Below are 15300 nucleotides of genomic sequence, written 5' to 3'. Positions count from 1 at the left end.
GGTGAGATGTCCGAGTGGTTGAAGGAGCACGCCTGGAAAGCGTGTATGTGGGAAACTGCATCAAGGGTTCAAATCCCTTTCTCACCGCCATTAATCCCGTCAAATAATATCTATCTCGTTAAAAAATATAAATACAATCTGTATCTTTCATTAGTCTTTATTTCTATTAAAACCAATTTAAGAAAAAATTAATCTGACAGACATATTATTTTACAATAAGACTGCCAGATTAGATTTTATCTTTTACAGTATTTAGTTTTCAAAAGAATCTTTTAAACGTTCATCAGCTCGGCGAGATTCACTTTTATGTTGAAGTTTATTAAGCTGACGTTCTAATTTTTCTTCCACTTCATTAATTGCTTTATACATATCATCTGAAGTTGCACTGGCTAATAAATTGCCTAAGGGTGTGCCAATAGAGGCTTCGACACTAAATCCATTAGGTACTTTGTTTAAAACAAAATGTGGGCTAATTAACTGCGTTTGCCACTTACCTAACTTCGCAAGTCTTTCCTCCAAGTGTTCACGAATTGCAGGAGTGATATCCATTTGTTTACTGGTAATATTAAGTGTCATAGCATTTACCTCTTTGTTGCGTGATTTAAATTCTAGTTAATAACAAAATAGTGTTCTTATTTTAGATTTTCAAGTGCTTTAAAGATAAATATCAGAGTAATTTTCAAAAGGATGATCTATGTCTCATTTTTAAACATTTATTATTTTAGAGAAATTATTATATGACGCCCCCTATTGAATTAAAGTACTTTATAAATCCTGTAATTGTTTGTTATACGCGGTAGTGAGTGTTAAAACAATGCGATTTAAACGTTCCGAAGTATAATATTGTTTATCTGATACATTTGGTGTAAAAATAATACCATCTCGGCGCATATGTAAAATAGATACGGTAAGCGCACTTACATCAGCTGTCATAACTTGTTCTATTTGATATTTTATTTCTATAGATTTATCGCCAATTCGTTCTGTTTTTGCCCAATCAGTTGTTAAAATCGAACCATCTGTTGTTGATGAAATACCCTCATCTTTCAACAAACGCTTAACTTGCTGAAGATTATATAGTTTTGCCTGTTGTTTTGGATAGACAATCAACGAACGTTCGCCATCAAATTTTGTTATCGAATTTTGAATAATAGCGAGAGGGATTAATGGTGGGCGAATATCAATATCTTCCCCTTTTTTCACTTCAATATTAGGTAATGAATAGGCATCATCAGCTTTTGGTAACTGTACACCTCCAGTAGCCAAAGGGGAAAAATGGGGAATGCTCGTCTCAGATTTTTGAAATGAGTCGTTGGTTGCTTTTAAGGTTTCAGGATTAGACGAACAACCAGCTAGAATAATAGCCGTTACTAAATTCAATATTATTTTTTTCATATATTAACCTTAACTAAATTGAAAATTTGATAAATTCTGACCGCACTTTTTGATCATTTTACTGATCTATAATACATAAAAGTGAGGGGTAATTACTTACCCCTTTATTTTTATAACAATCCTGCGATTTTTAGCGCATCTTCTACTTTTGGTTGAATTTCTTCACTAAGTGTTGTAAGTGGCAAGCGTAAATGTGGCGATTTAATTAAGCCTAAGCGATAAGCTGCCCACTTCACTGGAATTGGATTAGATTCAATGAACAGGTCGTGATGTAAACGCATTAAACGAGCATTAATTTCTTCCGCTTTATCAAAATCTCCCGCAAGTGCATAACGGCACATATCAGCCATATCTTTTGCTGCAATGTTATTTGTTACTGATATTACTCCTTCAGCACCTAATTTTATTGCTTCTAAGCCTGTTGCATCATCGCCACTTAAAACAATAAAATTCTTACCTGCAAGCTGCTTAATTTTAACTATTCGGCTAACATCTCTCGTTGCTTCCTTAATGCCTACAATATTTTCAATTTCAGCTAAACGAGCAACTGTTTCAGGTTTCATATCACTGCCTGTGCGACTAGGAACATTATAAAGAATCTGTGGTAAATCAGTACATTCCGCAATGGCTTTAAAATGTTGATACATTCCCTCTTGGGTTGGTTTATTATAATAAGGCACAACAGATAAACATCCTGCTACACCACTGTCTCGTAATAATTTGGTCATTGTAATTGCTTCACTCGTCGCATTTGCACCCGCTCCCGCAATAATAGGAATACGTCCTTTGGCAAATTCAACAGTCTTTTCAATGACTTTTACATTTTCTTCAATACTTAGCGTGGCGGATTCTCCCGTTGTACCCACAGAAACAAGCGCATTAGAACCAGCTTCAATGTGGTGTTCTACTAATTTTTCTAAACAGGAAAAATCGACTTCGCCATAATGATTCATTGGCGTAACAAGGGCAACTATGCTACCCGAAAATAAAGAATTTTGCGCTGACATATAACCTCCGTCGGTTTTTAATTTTATTATTTGGTTTCACTTGTTATAGTCGCTAAAATAACGTTAATTTGCAAATTTTTTTTCATTAAAGGAGTTTTTTATGAATCCATTATCTGTTGGTAATCAAGCACCTGCTTTTACCTTATTAAATCAACAAGAAAAATTTGTTTCTTTAAGTGATTTTCGTGGTAAAAAAGTTTTAATTTATTTTTATCCAAAGGCTCTCACTCCAGGCTGTACCACACAAGCCTGTGGATTGCGCGACAGTAAATCTGAATTAGATGCACTAGGCTTAGTTGTACTTGGTATTAGTCCTGATGCCCCGAAAAAATTAGCTCAATTTATTGAGAAAAAAGAACTTAATTTCACATTGCTTTCTGATCCTGATCATCAAGTTGCGGAGCAATTTGGCGTATGGGGCGAAAAAAAATTTATGGGGAGAACTTACGACGGTATTCATCGAATTAGTTTTTTAATCAATGAAAGCGGAACTATTATGCAAGTATTTGATAAATTTAAGATAAAAGACCATCATCAAATGATCATTGATTATCTTCGTTCCCTATAATATTTCAAAAAATAACCGCACTTTTCCACATAAAGTGCGGTAAAAAATTCAGAAATTTTTAAATTCAAGGTTTACGCATTATTCAGCCTTTGCTAGAATTCCCCGAGTGATTGAAATTCATTCTCAATTATATTCTCAAAAAAATTTCTCAAATAACAAGGAAAAAAAATGGTACAACTTTTTGATTTTTTACAACAGTATAGTGATTATTTTATCATCGGTTTATTATTACTGATGAGCATTATTATGCTTGCGATGGTAATTGAACGTTATCTTTTTTTAAGAAAGGTAAGCGTGGCACATTATTCTACTATTCACGCATTAGATATTGATTTAAACCGTAATATGACAGTGATTTCTACCATCGGTGCAAATGCGCCTTATGTTGGATTACTTGGTACAGTTATCGGGATTTTATTAACTTTCTATCAAATCGGTCACGGCGGTGGCGACATTGATCCAAGTGTAATTATGTTGCACTTATCTTTAGCATTAAAAGCAACTGCATTAGGTATTCTAGTGGCTATTCCCTCTATGGTGTTTTATAACGGTTTGGGGCGTAAAGTTGAAGTTAATCGTTTAAAATGGAAAGTATTAAGCGAACAAAAAGATAAGGAATAATTCGTGAAAAAATTCGATGAAATCAACATTATCCCTTTCATTGATATTATGTTGGTGCTACTTACTGTGGTGCTTATTACTGCATCTTTTATCTCTCAAGGTAAAATTCAAGTAAATGTACCAAAAGCTAGTACAGCGGTCGCATTTAAATCTGACGAGCTAGCTAAATTATTGACAGTGACAGCGGATAAACAACTCTATTTTAATGATAAACCTATTTCTCAAGAAGCTCTAGAGGCAGAAATTGCTCAATGGAATAAAGATCAGAAAGTAACTTTAAAAATTGATGCCGAAGCCTCTTTCCAAGATTTTGTGACGATTACAGATATGCTTTCTAAAAATGAAATCAAAAATGTGGCAATTGTTTCTATGAAAGATAAGGGAAAAAGTGCGGGTGAAAATTCTCAAGAATCTACTCCTTCCCAATCTGTACCAACTACGCCGTAAGGAATAATTATGCAGCAAACAAAACGTTCGCTATTGGGTTTGCTTATTTCTTTGATCGTACACGGTATTGTTATAGGATTTATCTTATGGAATTGGAATGAGCCAAGTGATAGTGCAAATAGCGCACAAGGCGATATATCTACAAGTATTTCTATGGAACTATTACAGGGCATGGTGTTGGAAGAACCTGCTCCAGAGCCAGAAGATGTACAAAAAGAGCCAGAGCCTGAGCCAGAAAATGTACAAAAAGAGCCAGAACCAGAAAAACAAGAAATTGTAGAAGATCCAACAATAAAACCTGAACCGAAAAAAATCAAAGAACCAGAAAAGGAAAAGCCAAAACCAAAAGAAAAGCCGAAGAAGAAACCTAAAAAAGAGGTTAAACCACAAAAGAAACCAATCAATAAAGAGCTACCAAAAGGCGATGAAAATATTGATTCAAGTGCCAACGTAAATGATAAAGCAAGTACAACAAGTGCAGCTAATAGCAATGCACAGGTAGCAGGAAGTGGAAGGGATACGAGTGAAATAGCGGCTTACCGTTCTGCAATCCGCCGTGAAATTGAAAGCCATAAACGTTATCCAACTCGAGCGAAGATAATGCGCAAACAAGGAAAAGTGAGTGTATCTTTTAATGTAGGAGCTGATGGTTCATTAAGTGGTGCTAAGGTTACAAAATCCTCAGGCGATGAAAGTTTAGATAAGGCGGCATTAGACGCTATTAACGTATCTCGCTCTGTTGGAACAAGACCCGCAGGATTCCCTTCGAGTTTAAGTGTGCAAATTAGTTTTACTCTTCAATAAAATGTGATATGGAAGATAAATGGTAGCAATTAATCTTCCCTAAAACTAAAGCTATAAAATTAAGGACTAAATCTATAATCATAGGTTTAGTCCTTTTAATTAGTAAAATAAAAAGAGAAGCTCTCTTTTATTCAGCTTCTCTCTGATTTTTATCATTTACTTTTCAATCTATGTAATTTAGAACGGAATATCGTCATCAAATCCATCCATTGGTGGTTCAGCCTGTGGTGCAGATTGTTGTGGAGCTGGGCGAGATGATTGATAACTATTACCATTGTTAGTTTGACGAGCTTGGTAAGAAGGTTGTGGTGAAGATCCCATCTCATTACCATAACCACCTGCGTTTTGATTACGTCCACCAAGCATTTGCATTACATCGCCTTGAATTTCTGTGGTGTAACGATCTTGACCGTTTTGATCTTGCCATTTACGCGTTTTTAAACGACCCTCCACATACACTTGAGAACCTTTGCGTAAATATTCGCCGCAAATCTCTGCTTGACGACGATAGAATACAATGCGGTGCCATTCTGTTACTTCACGGCGTTCGCCAGTATTACGGTCGTTCCAGCTTTCACTGGTTGCTACGCTGATATTTGCAACGGCATCGCCGTTTGGCATAGTACGAATTTCAGGATCATTACCTAAATGACCTACAATAATGACTTTATTAATTCCAGCCATAAAAAACCTCATTTTTTATCTAAAAAAGTGCGGTTATTTTGCCTGAAATTTTTGAAAAGATCTATATATTTTAACTGGATATTTGCACAGATATTAAAATATGCGATAATGATCGCAAAATTTACATTTATTTCATACTTTTGAGTTATTTTATGGAAAATATCGATATTCGCGGGGCTAGAACCCATAACCTGAAAAATATTAATTTAACTATTCCACGCAATAAACTTGTGGTGATTACTGGGCTTTCAGGTTCGGGAAAATCCTCTTTAGCCTTTGATACACTTTATGCGGAAGGGCAACGCCGCTATGTTGAATCTCTTTCGGCGTATGCACGTCAATTTTTGTCTTTAATGGAAAAGCCTGATGTGGATTCTATTGAGGGACTTTCCCCTGCAATTTCCATTGAACAAAAATCTACCTCACACAATCCACGTTCTACAGTGGGAACAATTACGGAAATTTACGATTATTTACGTTTATTGTTTGCACGAGTAGGGGAGCCGCGTTGTCCCGATCATAATGTTCCATTAACGGCACAAACAATTAGTCAAATGGTGGATAAAGTATTAAGTTTGCCAGAAGACAGTAAGATGATGTTACTTGCGCCAGTTGTCAAAAATCGAAAAGGCGAACATCTCAAGATTTTAGAAAATATTGCTGCGCAAGGTTATATTCGTGCGCGTATTGATGGCGAAATTTGCGATTTATCTGATCCGCCAAAATTAGCCTTACAGAAAAAGCATACTATTGAAGTAGTGGTTGATCGTTTTAAAGTGCGGTCAGATTTAGCAACACGTTTAGCCGAATCTTTTGAAACCGCATTAGAGCTTTCAGGTGGCACTGCGATTGTGGCAGATATGGATAATCCGAAAGCGGAAGAATTAATTTTTTCAGCAAATTTTGCCTGTCCGCATTGTGGTTATTCTGTGCCAGAATTAGAGCCTCGTTTGTTTTCCTTTAACAATCCTGCAGGTGCTTGCCCAACTTGTGATGGCTTGGGTGTGCAGCAATATTTTGATGAAGATCGTGTGGTGCAAAATCCAACTATTTCTCTTGCTGGTGGTGCGGTAAAAGGTTGGGATCGTCGTAATTTCTATTATTATCAAATGCTTACCTCACTGGCGAAACATTATGATTTTGATGTTGAAGCCCCTTATGAATCTTTGCCAAAGAAAATTCAACACATCATTATGCATGGCTCAGGCAAAGAGGAAATTGAATTCCAATATATGAATGATCGTGGCGATGTGGTTATTCGCAAGCACCCTTTTGAAGGGATTTTGAATAATATGGCTCGCCGATATAAAGAAACAGAATCAATGTCGGTGCGTGAAGAATTAGCAAAAAATATTAGCAATCGACCTTGTATAGATTGTGGTGGATCTCGTTTGAGACCCGAGGCGCGTAATGTGTATATTGGAAAAACCAATTTGCCGATAATTGCGGAAAAAAGCATTGGCGAAACCCTCGAATTTTTTACCGCACTTTCTCTCACTGGTCAAAAAGCGCAAATTGCGGAAAAAATTCTTAAAGAAATCCGCGAGCGTTTGCAGTTTTTAGTCAATGTTGGTTTGAATTACCTTTCTCTTTCTCGTTCTGCTGAAACTCTTTCAGGTGGGGAGGCACAACGTATTCGCCTTGCGAGTCAAATTGGTGCGGGACTTGTTGGCGTAATGTATGTATTAGATGAACCTTCTATTGGCTTGCACCAACGTGATAATGAACGCTTACTTAATACGTTAATTCATTTGCGTAATCTTGGTAATACGGTAATTGTCGTGGAACACGATGAAGACGCGATTCGTGCAGCTGACCATATTATTGATATTGGGCCTGGTGCTGGCGTGCATGGCGGACAAGTTATTGCGCAAGGAAATGCCGATGAAATTATGCTCAATCCAAATTCCATCACGGGAAAATTTTTATCGGGCGCAGATAAAATCGAAATTCCTAAAAAACGCACCGCACTTGATAAGAAAAAATGGCTCAAACTTAAAGGCGCATCAGGTAATAACTTAAAAAATGTGAATTTAGATATTCCCGTTGGTTTGTTTACTTGCGTAACTGGTGTGTCTGGTTCAGGAAAATCCACACTTATTAATGACACCTTATTTCCACTTGCGCAAAATGCGTTAAATAGAGCGGAAAAGACGGATTACGCACCTTATCAATCTATCGAGGGATTAGAACATTTCGATAAAGTTATTGATATTAACCAAAGCCCGATTGGACGCACGCCACGTTCAAATCCAGCCACTTATACAGGCTTATTTACCCCAATTCGCGAGCTTTTTGCAGGGGTGCCAGAGGCACGTGCGCGAGGTTATAATCCTGGGCGTTTTAGCTTTAACGTACGAGGTGGACGCTGTGAAGCCTGTCAGGGCGATGGTGTACTCAAAGTTGAAATGCATTTTTTACCCGATGTTTATGTTCCTTGCGACCAATGTAAAGGCAAACGCTATAATCGCGAAACCTTAGAAATTCGTTATAAAGGCAAAACGATTCATCAAGTTTTAGATATGACGGTGGAAGAAGCACGCGAGTTTTTTGATGCGATTCCAATGATTGCAAGAAAATTACAAACCTTGATGGATGTGGGATTATCCTATATTCGATTAGGTCAATCTTCTACAACACTTTCAGGCGGCGAAGCACAACGAGTGAAACTAGCGACTGAGCTTTCTAAACGTGATACAGGTAAAACCTTATATATTTTAGATGAACCGACGACTGGTTTGCATTTCGCTGACATTAAGCAATTACTTGAAGTACTGCATCGATTACGCAACCAAGGAAATACTATCGTCGTCATTGAACACAATCTTGATGTGATTAAAACCGCAGACTGGATTGTCGATCTTGGCCCAGAGGGAGGCAGTGGCGGCGGACAAATTATTGCGACGGGTACACCAGAGCAAGTTGCCAAAGTAGAAAGTTCCCACACCGCCCGCTTCCTTAAACCGATTTTAGAAAAACCTTAGAAAAAATGACCGCACTTTCAGAGAAAACTCACATAAAGTGCGGTTATTTTATTAGTGATATTGTTTTAATTTTAGTTATCTGTATAAATTACATATAATATTAATCCATCGCAAGATAAGATTACCCACTAAGTATTAAGCAAAAACCTAGAAATTTTGGCTTAATTACTATATAGTTTTACTGCTTTATTTTCTTTTGTGCCTTTTAGTTCGTTTTTTTAGCTGAAATCCCTTAGAAAATCACCGCACTTTTATTGTTCAATAGTCGTTTAACCACGTATTTTTTAATACGAAAAATTACTTAATTAAATAAACATTATGAAAAAAACTGTATTTCGTCTGAATTTTTTAACCGCTTGTGTTTCATTAGGGATAGCATCACAAGCCTGGGCAGGTCACACTTATTTTGGTATTGACTACCAATATTATCGTGATTTTGCCGAGAACAAAGGGAAGTTCACAGTTGGGGCTAAAAATATTGAGGTTTATAACAAAGAAGGGCAATTAGTTGGCACATCAATGACAAAAGCCCCGATGATTGATTTTTCCGTGGTGTCGCGTAACGGCGTGGCGACATTAGTAGGCGATCAATATATAGTGAGTGTGGCACATAACGGTGGATATAATAGCGTTGATTTTGGAGCAGAAGGTCCAAATCCCGATCAACATCGTTTTACTTATCAAATTGTAAAAAGAAATAATTATAAGCCAGACAAAGATAACCCTTATCATGGTGACTATCACATGCCTCGTTTGCACAAATTTGTCACTGACGCTGAACCAGCAAAGATGACAGACAATATGAATGGAAATAACTACGCTGATTTAAGTAAATATCCTGATCGTGTGCGTATTGGTACAGGTGAACAATGGTGGAGGACTGATGAAGAACAAAAGCAAGGAAGTCAGAGTTCATGGCTTGCTGATGCTTATCAATGGAGAATAGCAGGTAACACACATTCACAAAGTGGAGCGGGCAAAGGCACGGTAAACTTAAGTGGAGATATCACAAAACCAAATAACTATGGACCTCTTCCTACGGGTGTTTCGTTTGGAGATAGTGGTTCTCCAATGTTTATTTATGATGCAATAAAACAAAAATGGCTTATTAATGGCGTATTGCAAACTGGTAACCCTTTCTCGGGAGCTGGAAATGGATTCCAATTAATTAGAAAAAATTGGTTTTATGATAATGTCTTTGTAGAAGATTTGCCTATAACATTTTTAGAGCCAAGAAGTAACGGTCATTATTCATTTACTTCAAATAATAATGGAACTGGTACGGTTACTCAAACGAATGAAAAAGTGAGTATGCCTCAATTTAAAGTCAGAACGGTTCAGTTATTTAATGAAGCATTAAAAGCAGAAGATAAAGAACCTGTTTATGCTGCAGGTGGTGTAAATGCTTATAAACCAAGACTAAATAATGGTAAAAGTATTTACTTTGGCGATCGAGGAACAGGAACTTTAACAATTGAAAATAATATAAATCAAGGTGCTGGTGGTTTGTATTTTGAGGGTAACTTTACGGTATCTTCAGAAAATAATGCAACTTGGCAAGGTGCCGGAGTGCATGTAGGTGAAGACAGTACTGTTACTTGGAAAGTAAATGGTGTTGAAAATGATCGCCTTTCTAAAATTGGTAAAGGAACGTTACATATTCAAGCAAAAGGTGAAAACTTAGGCTCAATTAGCGTAGGTGACGGCAAAGTCATTTTAGATCAACAAGCCGATGAGAACAACCAAAAACAAGCCTTTAAAGAAGTTGGCATTGTAAGTGGTAGAGCTACCGTTCAACTAAATAGTGCAGATCAAGTTGATCCTAACAATATTTATTTCGGATTTCGTGGTGGTCGCTTAGATCTTAACGGACATTCATTAACCTTTAAACGTATCCAAAATACGGACGAGGGCGCGATGATTGTGAACCATAATACAACTCAAGTCGCTAATATTACTATTACTGGGAACGAAAGTATTACTGCTCCATCTAATAAAAATAATATTAATAAACTTGATTACAGCAAAGAAATTGCTTACAACGGTTGGTTTGGCGAAACAGATGAAAATAAACACAATGGAAGATTAAACCTTATTTATAAACCAACCACAGAAGATCGTACTTTGCTACTTTCAGGTGGCACAAACTTAAAAGGCAATATTACTCAAGAGGGCGGCACTTTAGTGTTTAGTGGTCGCCCAACGCCACACGCTTACAATCATTTAAATCGCCCAAACGAGCTTGGGCGACCTCAAGGCGAAGTGGTTATTGATGACGATTGGATCAACCGCACATTTAAAGCTGAAAACTTCCAAATTAAAGGCGGAAGTGCGGTGGTTTCTCGCAATGTTTCTTCAATTGAGGGAAATTGGACAGTCAGCAATAATGCAAATGCCACATTTGGTGTTGTGCCAAATCAGCAAAATACCATTTGCACGCGTTCAGATTGGACAGGATTAACGACTTGTAAAACAGTTAATTTAACCGATAAAAAAGTTATTGATTCCATACCGACAACACAAATTAATGGTTCTATTAATTTAACTGATAATGCAACAGTGAATATTAATGGTTTAGCAAAACTTAATGGTAATGTCACTTTAATAAATCATAGCCGATTTACATTGAGCAACAATGCCACCCAAATAGGCAATATCAAACTTTCAAATCACGCAAATGCAACGGTGGACAATGCCACTTTAAACGGTAATGTGCATTTAACGGATTCTGCTCAATTTTCTTTAAAAAACAGCCATTTTTCGCACCAAATTCAGGGCGACAAAGACACAACAGTGACGTTGGAAAATGCGACTTGGACAATGCCTAGCGATACTACATTGCAGAATTTAACGCTAAATAATAGTACTGTTACGTTAAATTCAGCTTATTCAGCTAGCTCAAATAATGCACCACGCCGCCGTTCATTAGAGACGGAAACAACGCCAACATCGGCAGAACATCGTTTCAACACATTGACAGTAAATGGTAAATTGAGCGGGCAAGGCACATTCCAATTTACTTCATCTTTATTTGGCTATAAAAGCGATAAATTAAAATTATCCAATGACGCTGAAGGTACTTACAAGTTAGCTGTTAGCAACACAGGCAAAGAACCCGAAACCCTTGGGCAATTAACTTTGGTTGAAAGCAAAGATAATAAACCGTTATCAGACAAACTCAAATTTACTTTAGAAAATGACCACGTTGATGCAGGTGCATTACGTTATAAATTAGTGAAGAATAAGGGCGAATTCCGCTTGCATAACCCAATAAAAGAGCAGGAATTGCTCAATGATTTAGTAAGAGCAGAGCAAGCAGAACGAACATTAGAAGCCAAACAAGTTGAACCGACTGCTGAAACACAAACAGGTGAGCCAAAAGTGCGGTCAAAAAGAGCAGCGTTTTCTGATCCCCCGTCTGCTCAAAGCCTGTTAAATGCATTAGAAGCCAAACAAGTTGAACAGACTGCTGAAACACAAACAAGTAATGCAAGAGTGCGGTTAAGAAGAGCAGTGTTTTCTGATCCCCCGCTTGCTCAAAGCCTGTTAAACGCATTAGAAGCCAAACAAGTTGAACAGACTACTGAAACACAAACAAGTAAGCCAAAAACAAAAAAAGCGCGGTCAAGAAGAGCAGTGAGAGAAGCGTTTTCTGATCCCCCGCTTGATCTAAGCCTGTTAAAGGTATTACAAGTCAAACTTGAGGCTATTAATGCCCAACAGCAAGTGGGAAAAGAACCTCAAGCTCAAGAGGAAGAAGAGAAAAGACAACGCAAACAAAAAGAATTGATCAGCCGTTACTCAAATAGTGCGTTATCGGAGTTGTCTGCAACAGTAAATAGTATGCTTTCCGTTCAAGATGAATTGGATCGTCTTTTTGTAGATCAAGCACAATCTGCCGTGTGGACAAATATCGCACAGGATAAAAGACGCTATGATTCTGATGCGTTCCGTGCTTATCAGCAGAAAACGAACTTGCGTCAAATTGGGGTGCAAAAAGCCTTAGATAATGGACGAATTGGGGCGGTTTTCTCGCATAGCCGTTCAGATAATACCTTTGACGAACAGGTTAAAAATCACGCGACATTAACGATGATGTCGGGTTTTGCCCAATATCAATGGGGCGATTTACAATTTGGTGTAAACGTGGGTGCGGGAATTAGTGCGAGTAAAATGGCTGAAGAACAAAGCCGAAAAATTCATCGAAAAGCGATAAATTATGGTGTGAATGCAAGTTATCAGTTCCGTTTAGGGCAATTGGGTATTCAGCCTTATTTGGGTGTTAATCGATATTTTATTGAACGTGAAAATTATCAATCTGAAGACGTGAAAGTGCAAACACCGAGCCTTGCATTTAATCGCTATAATGCTGGCATTCGAGTTGATTATACATTTACCCCGACAGATAATATCAGCGTTAAGCCTTATTTCTTTGTCAATTATGTTGATGTTTCAAACGCTAACGTACAAACCACTGTAAATAGCACGATGTTGCAACAATCATTTGGGCGTTATTGGCAAAAAGAAGTGGGATTAAAGGCAGAAATTTTACATTTCCAACTTTCCGCTTTTATCTCAAAATCTCAAGGTTCACAACTCGGCAAACAGCAAAATGTGGGCGTGAAATTGGGGTATCGTTGGTAAAAATCAACATAATTTTATCGTTTATTGATAAACAAGGTGGGGCAGATCAGATCCCACCTTTTTTATTCCAATAATGGAACTTTATTTTATTAAAGGTATCTAAGTAGCACCCTATATAGGGGATTAATTAAGAGGATTTAATAATGAATTTAACTAAAATTTTACCCGCATTTGCTGCTGCAGTCGTATTATCTGCTTGTGCAAAGGATGCACCTGAAATGACAAAATCATCTGCGCAAATAGCTGAAATGCAAACACTTCCAACAATCACTGATAAAACAGTTGTATATTCCTGCAATAAACAAACTGTAACTGCCGTGTATCAATTTGAAAACCAAGAACCAGTTGCTGCAATGGTAAGTGTGGGCGATGGCATTATTGCCAAAGATTTTACTCGTGATAAATCACAAAATGACTTTACAAGTTTCGTTTCTGGGGATTATGTTTGGAATGTAGATAGTGGCTTAACGTTAGATAAATTTGATTCTATTGTGCCTGTCAATTTAATTCAAAAAGGTAAATCTAGCGATAATATCATCGTCAAAAATTGTGATGTAAACGTAAAAGCAACTAAAAAAGCAAATTTATAATTAATCCCAAATGACCAGCATAATTGCTGGTTATTTCATCTTCCCCGAGGGGAGATTTTTTCTTGAGATCATTTTCAATTCAAACTAGACTTACCGCCTATTTTATTTAACCTAAATTTTGTTATGCGTGTTTCAGACTTTGACTTTGATTTACCCGATGAATTAATTGCTCGTTATCCTAAAACTGATCGTGTTTCTTGTCGTTTATTACAGTTAAATGGCGAAAACGGAGAAATTTTTCACCGCACTTTTTCTGATGTATTAGATTTAATTGATGAAGGCGATTTGTTGATTTTTAATAATACGCGCGTTATTCCTGCAAGAATGTTTGGGCGTAAAGCCAGCGGTGGCAAAATTGAAGTTTTAGTTGAGAGAATGTTAGATGAACATCGTTTCTTAGCGCATATTCGTTCATCGAAATCCCCTAAAGAAGGGACTGAATTATTTTTAGGGGAAGATAAATTAGGCGAAAATAATGGCATTAAAGTAGTAATGAAAGCTCGTCATAGCTCGTTGTTTGAAGTGGAATTAAGTGATAAATCAACCGCTCTTTTAGATGTGTTGCAAACCATTGGGCATATGCCATTGCCGCCTTATATTGACCGCCCAGATGAAGAAGCCGATCAAGAATGTTATCAAACGGTTTATAGTAAAGTACCAGGTGCGGTAGCAGCACCAACAGCAGGCTTACATTTTGATGAAAATTTACTTGAAAAACTCAAAGCAAAGGGTGTGAATTTTGAATTTGTTACATTACATGTAGGCGCAGGAACATTCCAGCCTGTTCGTGTGGAAAATATTGAAGATCACGTAATGCATGCGGAGTATGTGGAAGTTTCTCAAGAAGTCTGTAATGCGATTATCGCAACAAAAAAAGCGGGCAAACGTGTAATTGCAGTGGGAACTACTTCTGTTCGTTCTATTGAAAGTGCGGCACTTTCTGCGGAAGAATTTGGCAATCCAGATTTAATTGAGCCTTATTTTTCTGATACCTCTATTTTTATTTATCCAGGGAAAAAATTCCGAGTGGTGGATTGCTTAATTACTAATTTCCACTTACCTGAAAGCACTTTGATTATGTTAGTTTCAGCTTTTGCTGGTTATAAAAATACCATGAATGCATATAAGCATGCAGTAAAAGAAAAATATCGTTTCTTTAGTTATGGCGATGCGATGTTTATTAATAAAAATTCTAATGTGAGAGGATTGGAATAAGTTGTTTGACTTGTAATTAGTCAGCACCTACAATAAAGAACAAGAGATGGCGGTAACCATCTCTTGTCGGCATCAACTACTAATAGCCAGTGCTACTTTTCAATAACAGGCAAAGTAGAATAATGATGACCAACTTAATCATAAATTTAGTCATATTTTTATCCTTAGTATGATTAACAAACTCAGGATCTACGAAATAGCCCGACAGCGGCAACTGGCGGACTATCTTAGTAGATCCGCCTCTGCTCAAAGAGCATTGAAAATATGATATCACAAAGCCTGTATTTTTTAACAGGCTTTTTTGTTTAAAAAATCTTCGAACTGTTTATTCGTTGGAGCAA

At 37.1% G+C, this 15300-nt stretch carries 12 protein-coding genes and 1 tRNA gene; 9 read left to right on the top strand and 4 right to left on the bottom strand.

Features of this window, described 5'->3' with window-relative positions; all coding sequences use genetic code 11:
• A tRNA-Ser gene (locus DV356_RS05770) sits at positions 1–90 on the top strand.
• 162 nt (positions 91–252) lie between these two features.
• Here the strand turns inward: DV356_RS05770 and hpf are convergent.
• The 3 genes from hpf to dapA all read right to left on the bottom strand — a co-directional run bounded on the left by hpf (position 253) and on the right by dapA (position 2402).
• Complete coding sequence (gene hpf / locus DV356_RS05765) at positions 253–576, bottom strand: ribosome hibernation-promoting factor, HPF/YfiA family (RefSeq protein ID WP_005653397.1); 324 nt, start codon at positions 574–576, stop codon at positions 253–255.
• A gap of 189 nt (positions 577–765) precedes the next feature.
• The gene (gene bamC, locus DV356_RS05760) at positions 766–1395 is read right to left on the bottom strand and encodes an outer membrane protein assembly factor BamC (RefSeq protein WP_038439193.1); all 630 of its coding nucleotides are present in this window, start codon (positions 1393–1395) and stop codon (positions 766–768) included.
• Between the two features lie 110 nt (positions 1396–1505).
• Positions 1506–2402, bottom strand: coding sequence for a 4-hydroxy-tetrahydrodipicolinate synthase (gene dapA / locus DV356_RS05755; protein ID WP_005648859.1), 897 nt, complete (start codon positions 2400–2402; stop codon positions 1506–1508).
• A 100-nt stretch (positions 2403–2502) separates the two neighbouring features.
• On the opposite strand from dapA, the gene bcp reads away from it, so the two are divergent.
• The 4 genes from bcp to DV356_RS05735 all read left to right on the top strand — a co-directional run bounded on the left by bcp (position 2503) and on the right by DV356_RS05735 (position 4842).
• Positions 2503–2970 carry a thioredoxin-dependent thiol peroxidase gene (gene bcp / locus DV356_RS05750; protein ID WP_005653400.1) on the top strand — a complete coding sequence of 156 codons (468 nt, stop codon included), beginning with the start codon at positions 2503–2505 and terminating at the stop codon, positions 2968–2970.
• 168 nt (positions 2971–3138) lie between these two features.
• Positions 3139–3591 (top strand): TonB-system energizer ExbB, encoded by a 453-nt coding sequence (gene exbB / locus DV356_RS05745; RefSeq protein ID WP_005648856.1) that lies wholly within the window; start codon positions 3139–3141, stop codon positions 3589–3591.
• A gap of 3 nt (positions 3592–3594) precedes the next feature.
• Positions 3595–4038 (top strand): TonB system transport protein ExbD, encoded by a 444-nt coding sequence (gene exbD, locus DV356_RS05740; protein WP_005648853.1) that lies wholly within the window; start codon positions 3595–3597, stop codon positions 4036–4038.
• 9 nt (positions 4039–4047) lie between these two features.
• Positions 4048–4842 (top strand): energy transducer TonB, encoded by a 795-nt coding sequence (locus DV356_RS05735; RefSeq protein ID WP_038440830.1) that lies wholly within the window; start codon positions 4048–4050, stop codon positions 4840–4842.
• 177 nt (positions 4843–5019) lie between these two features.
• Here DV356_RS05735 and DV356_RS05730 read toward each other — a convergent pair whose 3' ends face one another.
• Positions 5020–5526: a single-stranded DNA-binding protein gene (locus DV356_RS05730; protein ID WP_005668849.1), complete on the bottom strand. Its 507-nt coding sequence runs from the start codon at positions 5524–5526 to the stop codon at positions 5020–5022.
• A 152-nt stretch (positions 5527–5678) separates the two neighbouring features.
• On the opposite strand from DV356_RS05730, the gene uvrA reads away from it, so the two are divergent.
• From uvrA to queA, 4 genes are all read left to right on the top strand, one after another.
• Positions 5679–8510, top strand: a complete 2832-nt coding sequence (gene uvrA / locus DV356_RS05725; protein WP_118806653.1) for an excinuclease ABC subunit UvrA — start codon at positions 5679–5681, stop codon at positions 8508–8510.
• 318 nt (positions 8511–8828) lie between these two features.
• Positions 8829–13154, top strand: coding sequence for an adhesion and penetration autotransporter Hap (gene hap, locus DV356_RS05720; protein WP_118806652.1), 4326 nt, complete (start codon positions 8829–8831; stop codon positions 13152–13154).
• A gap of 143 nt (positions 13155–13297) precedes the next feature.
• Positions 13298–13744, top strand: coding sequence for a hypothetical protein (locus DV356_RS05715; RefSeq protein WP_005648827.1), 447 nt, complete (start codon positions 13298–13300; stop codon positions 13742–13744).
• A gap of 123 nt (positions 13745–13867) precedes the next feature.
• On the top strand, positions 13868–14959 hold the full coding sequence (gene queA / locus DV356_RS05710; RefSeq protein ID WP_048946952.1) for a tRNA preQ1(34) S-adenosylmethionine ribosyltransferase-isomerase QueA: 1092 nt from the start codon (positions 13868–13870) through the stop codon (positions 14957–14959).
• The last annotated feature ends 341 nt before the right edge of the window (positions 14960–15300 follow it).

Origin of the sequence: Haemophilus influenzae, assembly GCF_003494325.1 — a bacterium.
GTDB classification, from domain to species: domain Bacteria; phylum Pseudomonadota; class Gammaproteobacteria; order Enterobacterales; family Pasteurellaceae; genus Haemophilus; species Haemophilus influenzae_I.
Note: the sequence above shows the minus strand (reverse complement) of the source record. Positions and strands in the feature narration are given on the sequence as shown.

Excerpts from the sequence above, each read along its gene's own strand:
- hpf (WP_005653397.1), bottom strand. The coding sequence starts at position 576 with ATGACACTTAATATTACCAGTAAACAAATGGATATCACTCCTGCAATT.
- bamC (WP_038439193.1), bottom strand. The coding sequence starts at position 1,395 with ATGAAAAAAATAATATTGAATTTAGTAACGGCTATTATTCTAGCTGGT.
- dapA (WP_005648859.1), bottom strand. The coding sequence starts at position 2,402 with ATGTCAGCGCAAAATTCTTTATTTTCGGGTAGCATAGTTGCCCTTGTT.
- bcp (WP_005653400.1), top strand. The coding sequence starts at position 2,503 with ATGAATCCATTATCTGTTGGTAATCAAGCACCTGCTTTTACCTTATTA.
- exbB (WP_005648856.1), top strand. The coding sequence starts at position 3,139 with ATGGTACAACTTTTTGATTTTTTACAACAGTATAGTGATTATTTTATC.
- DV356_RS05735 (WP_038440830.1), top strand. The coding sequence starts at position 4,048 with ATGCAGCAAACAAAACGTTCGCTATTGGGTTTGCTTATTTCTTTGATC.
- DV356_RS05730 (WP_005668849.1), bottom strand. The coding sequence starts at position 5,526 with ATGGCTGGAATTAATAAAGTCATTATTGTAGGTCATTTAGGTAATGAT.
- uvrA (WP_118806653.1), top strand. The coding sequence starts at position 5,679 with ATGGAAAATATCGATATTCGCGGGGCTAGAACCCATAACCTGAAAAAT.
- hap (WP_118806652.1), top strand. The coding sequence starts at position 8,829 with ATGAAAAAAACTGTATTTCGTCTGAATTTTTTAACCGCTTGTGTTTCA.
- DV356_RS05715 (WP_005648827.1), top strand. The coding sequence starts at position 13,298 with ATGAATTTAACTAAAATTTTACCCGCATTTGCTGCTGCAGTCGTATTA.
- queA (WP_048946952.1), top strand. The coding sequence starts at position 13,868 with ATGCGTGTTTCAGACTTTGACTTTGATTTACCCGATGAATTAATTGCT.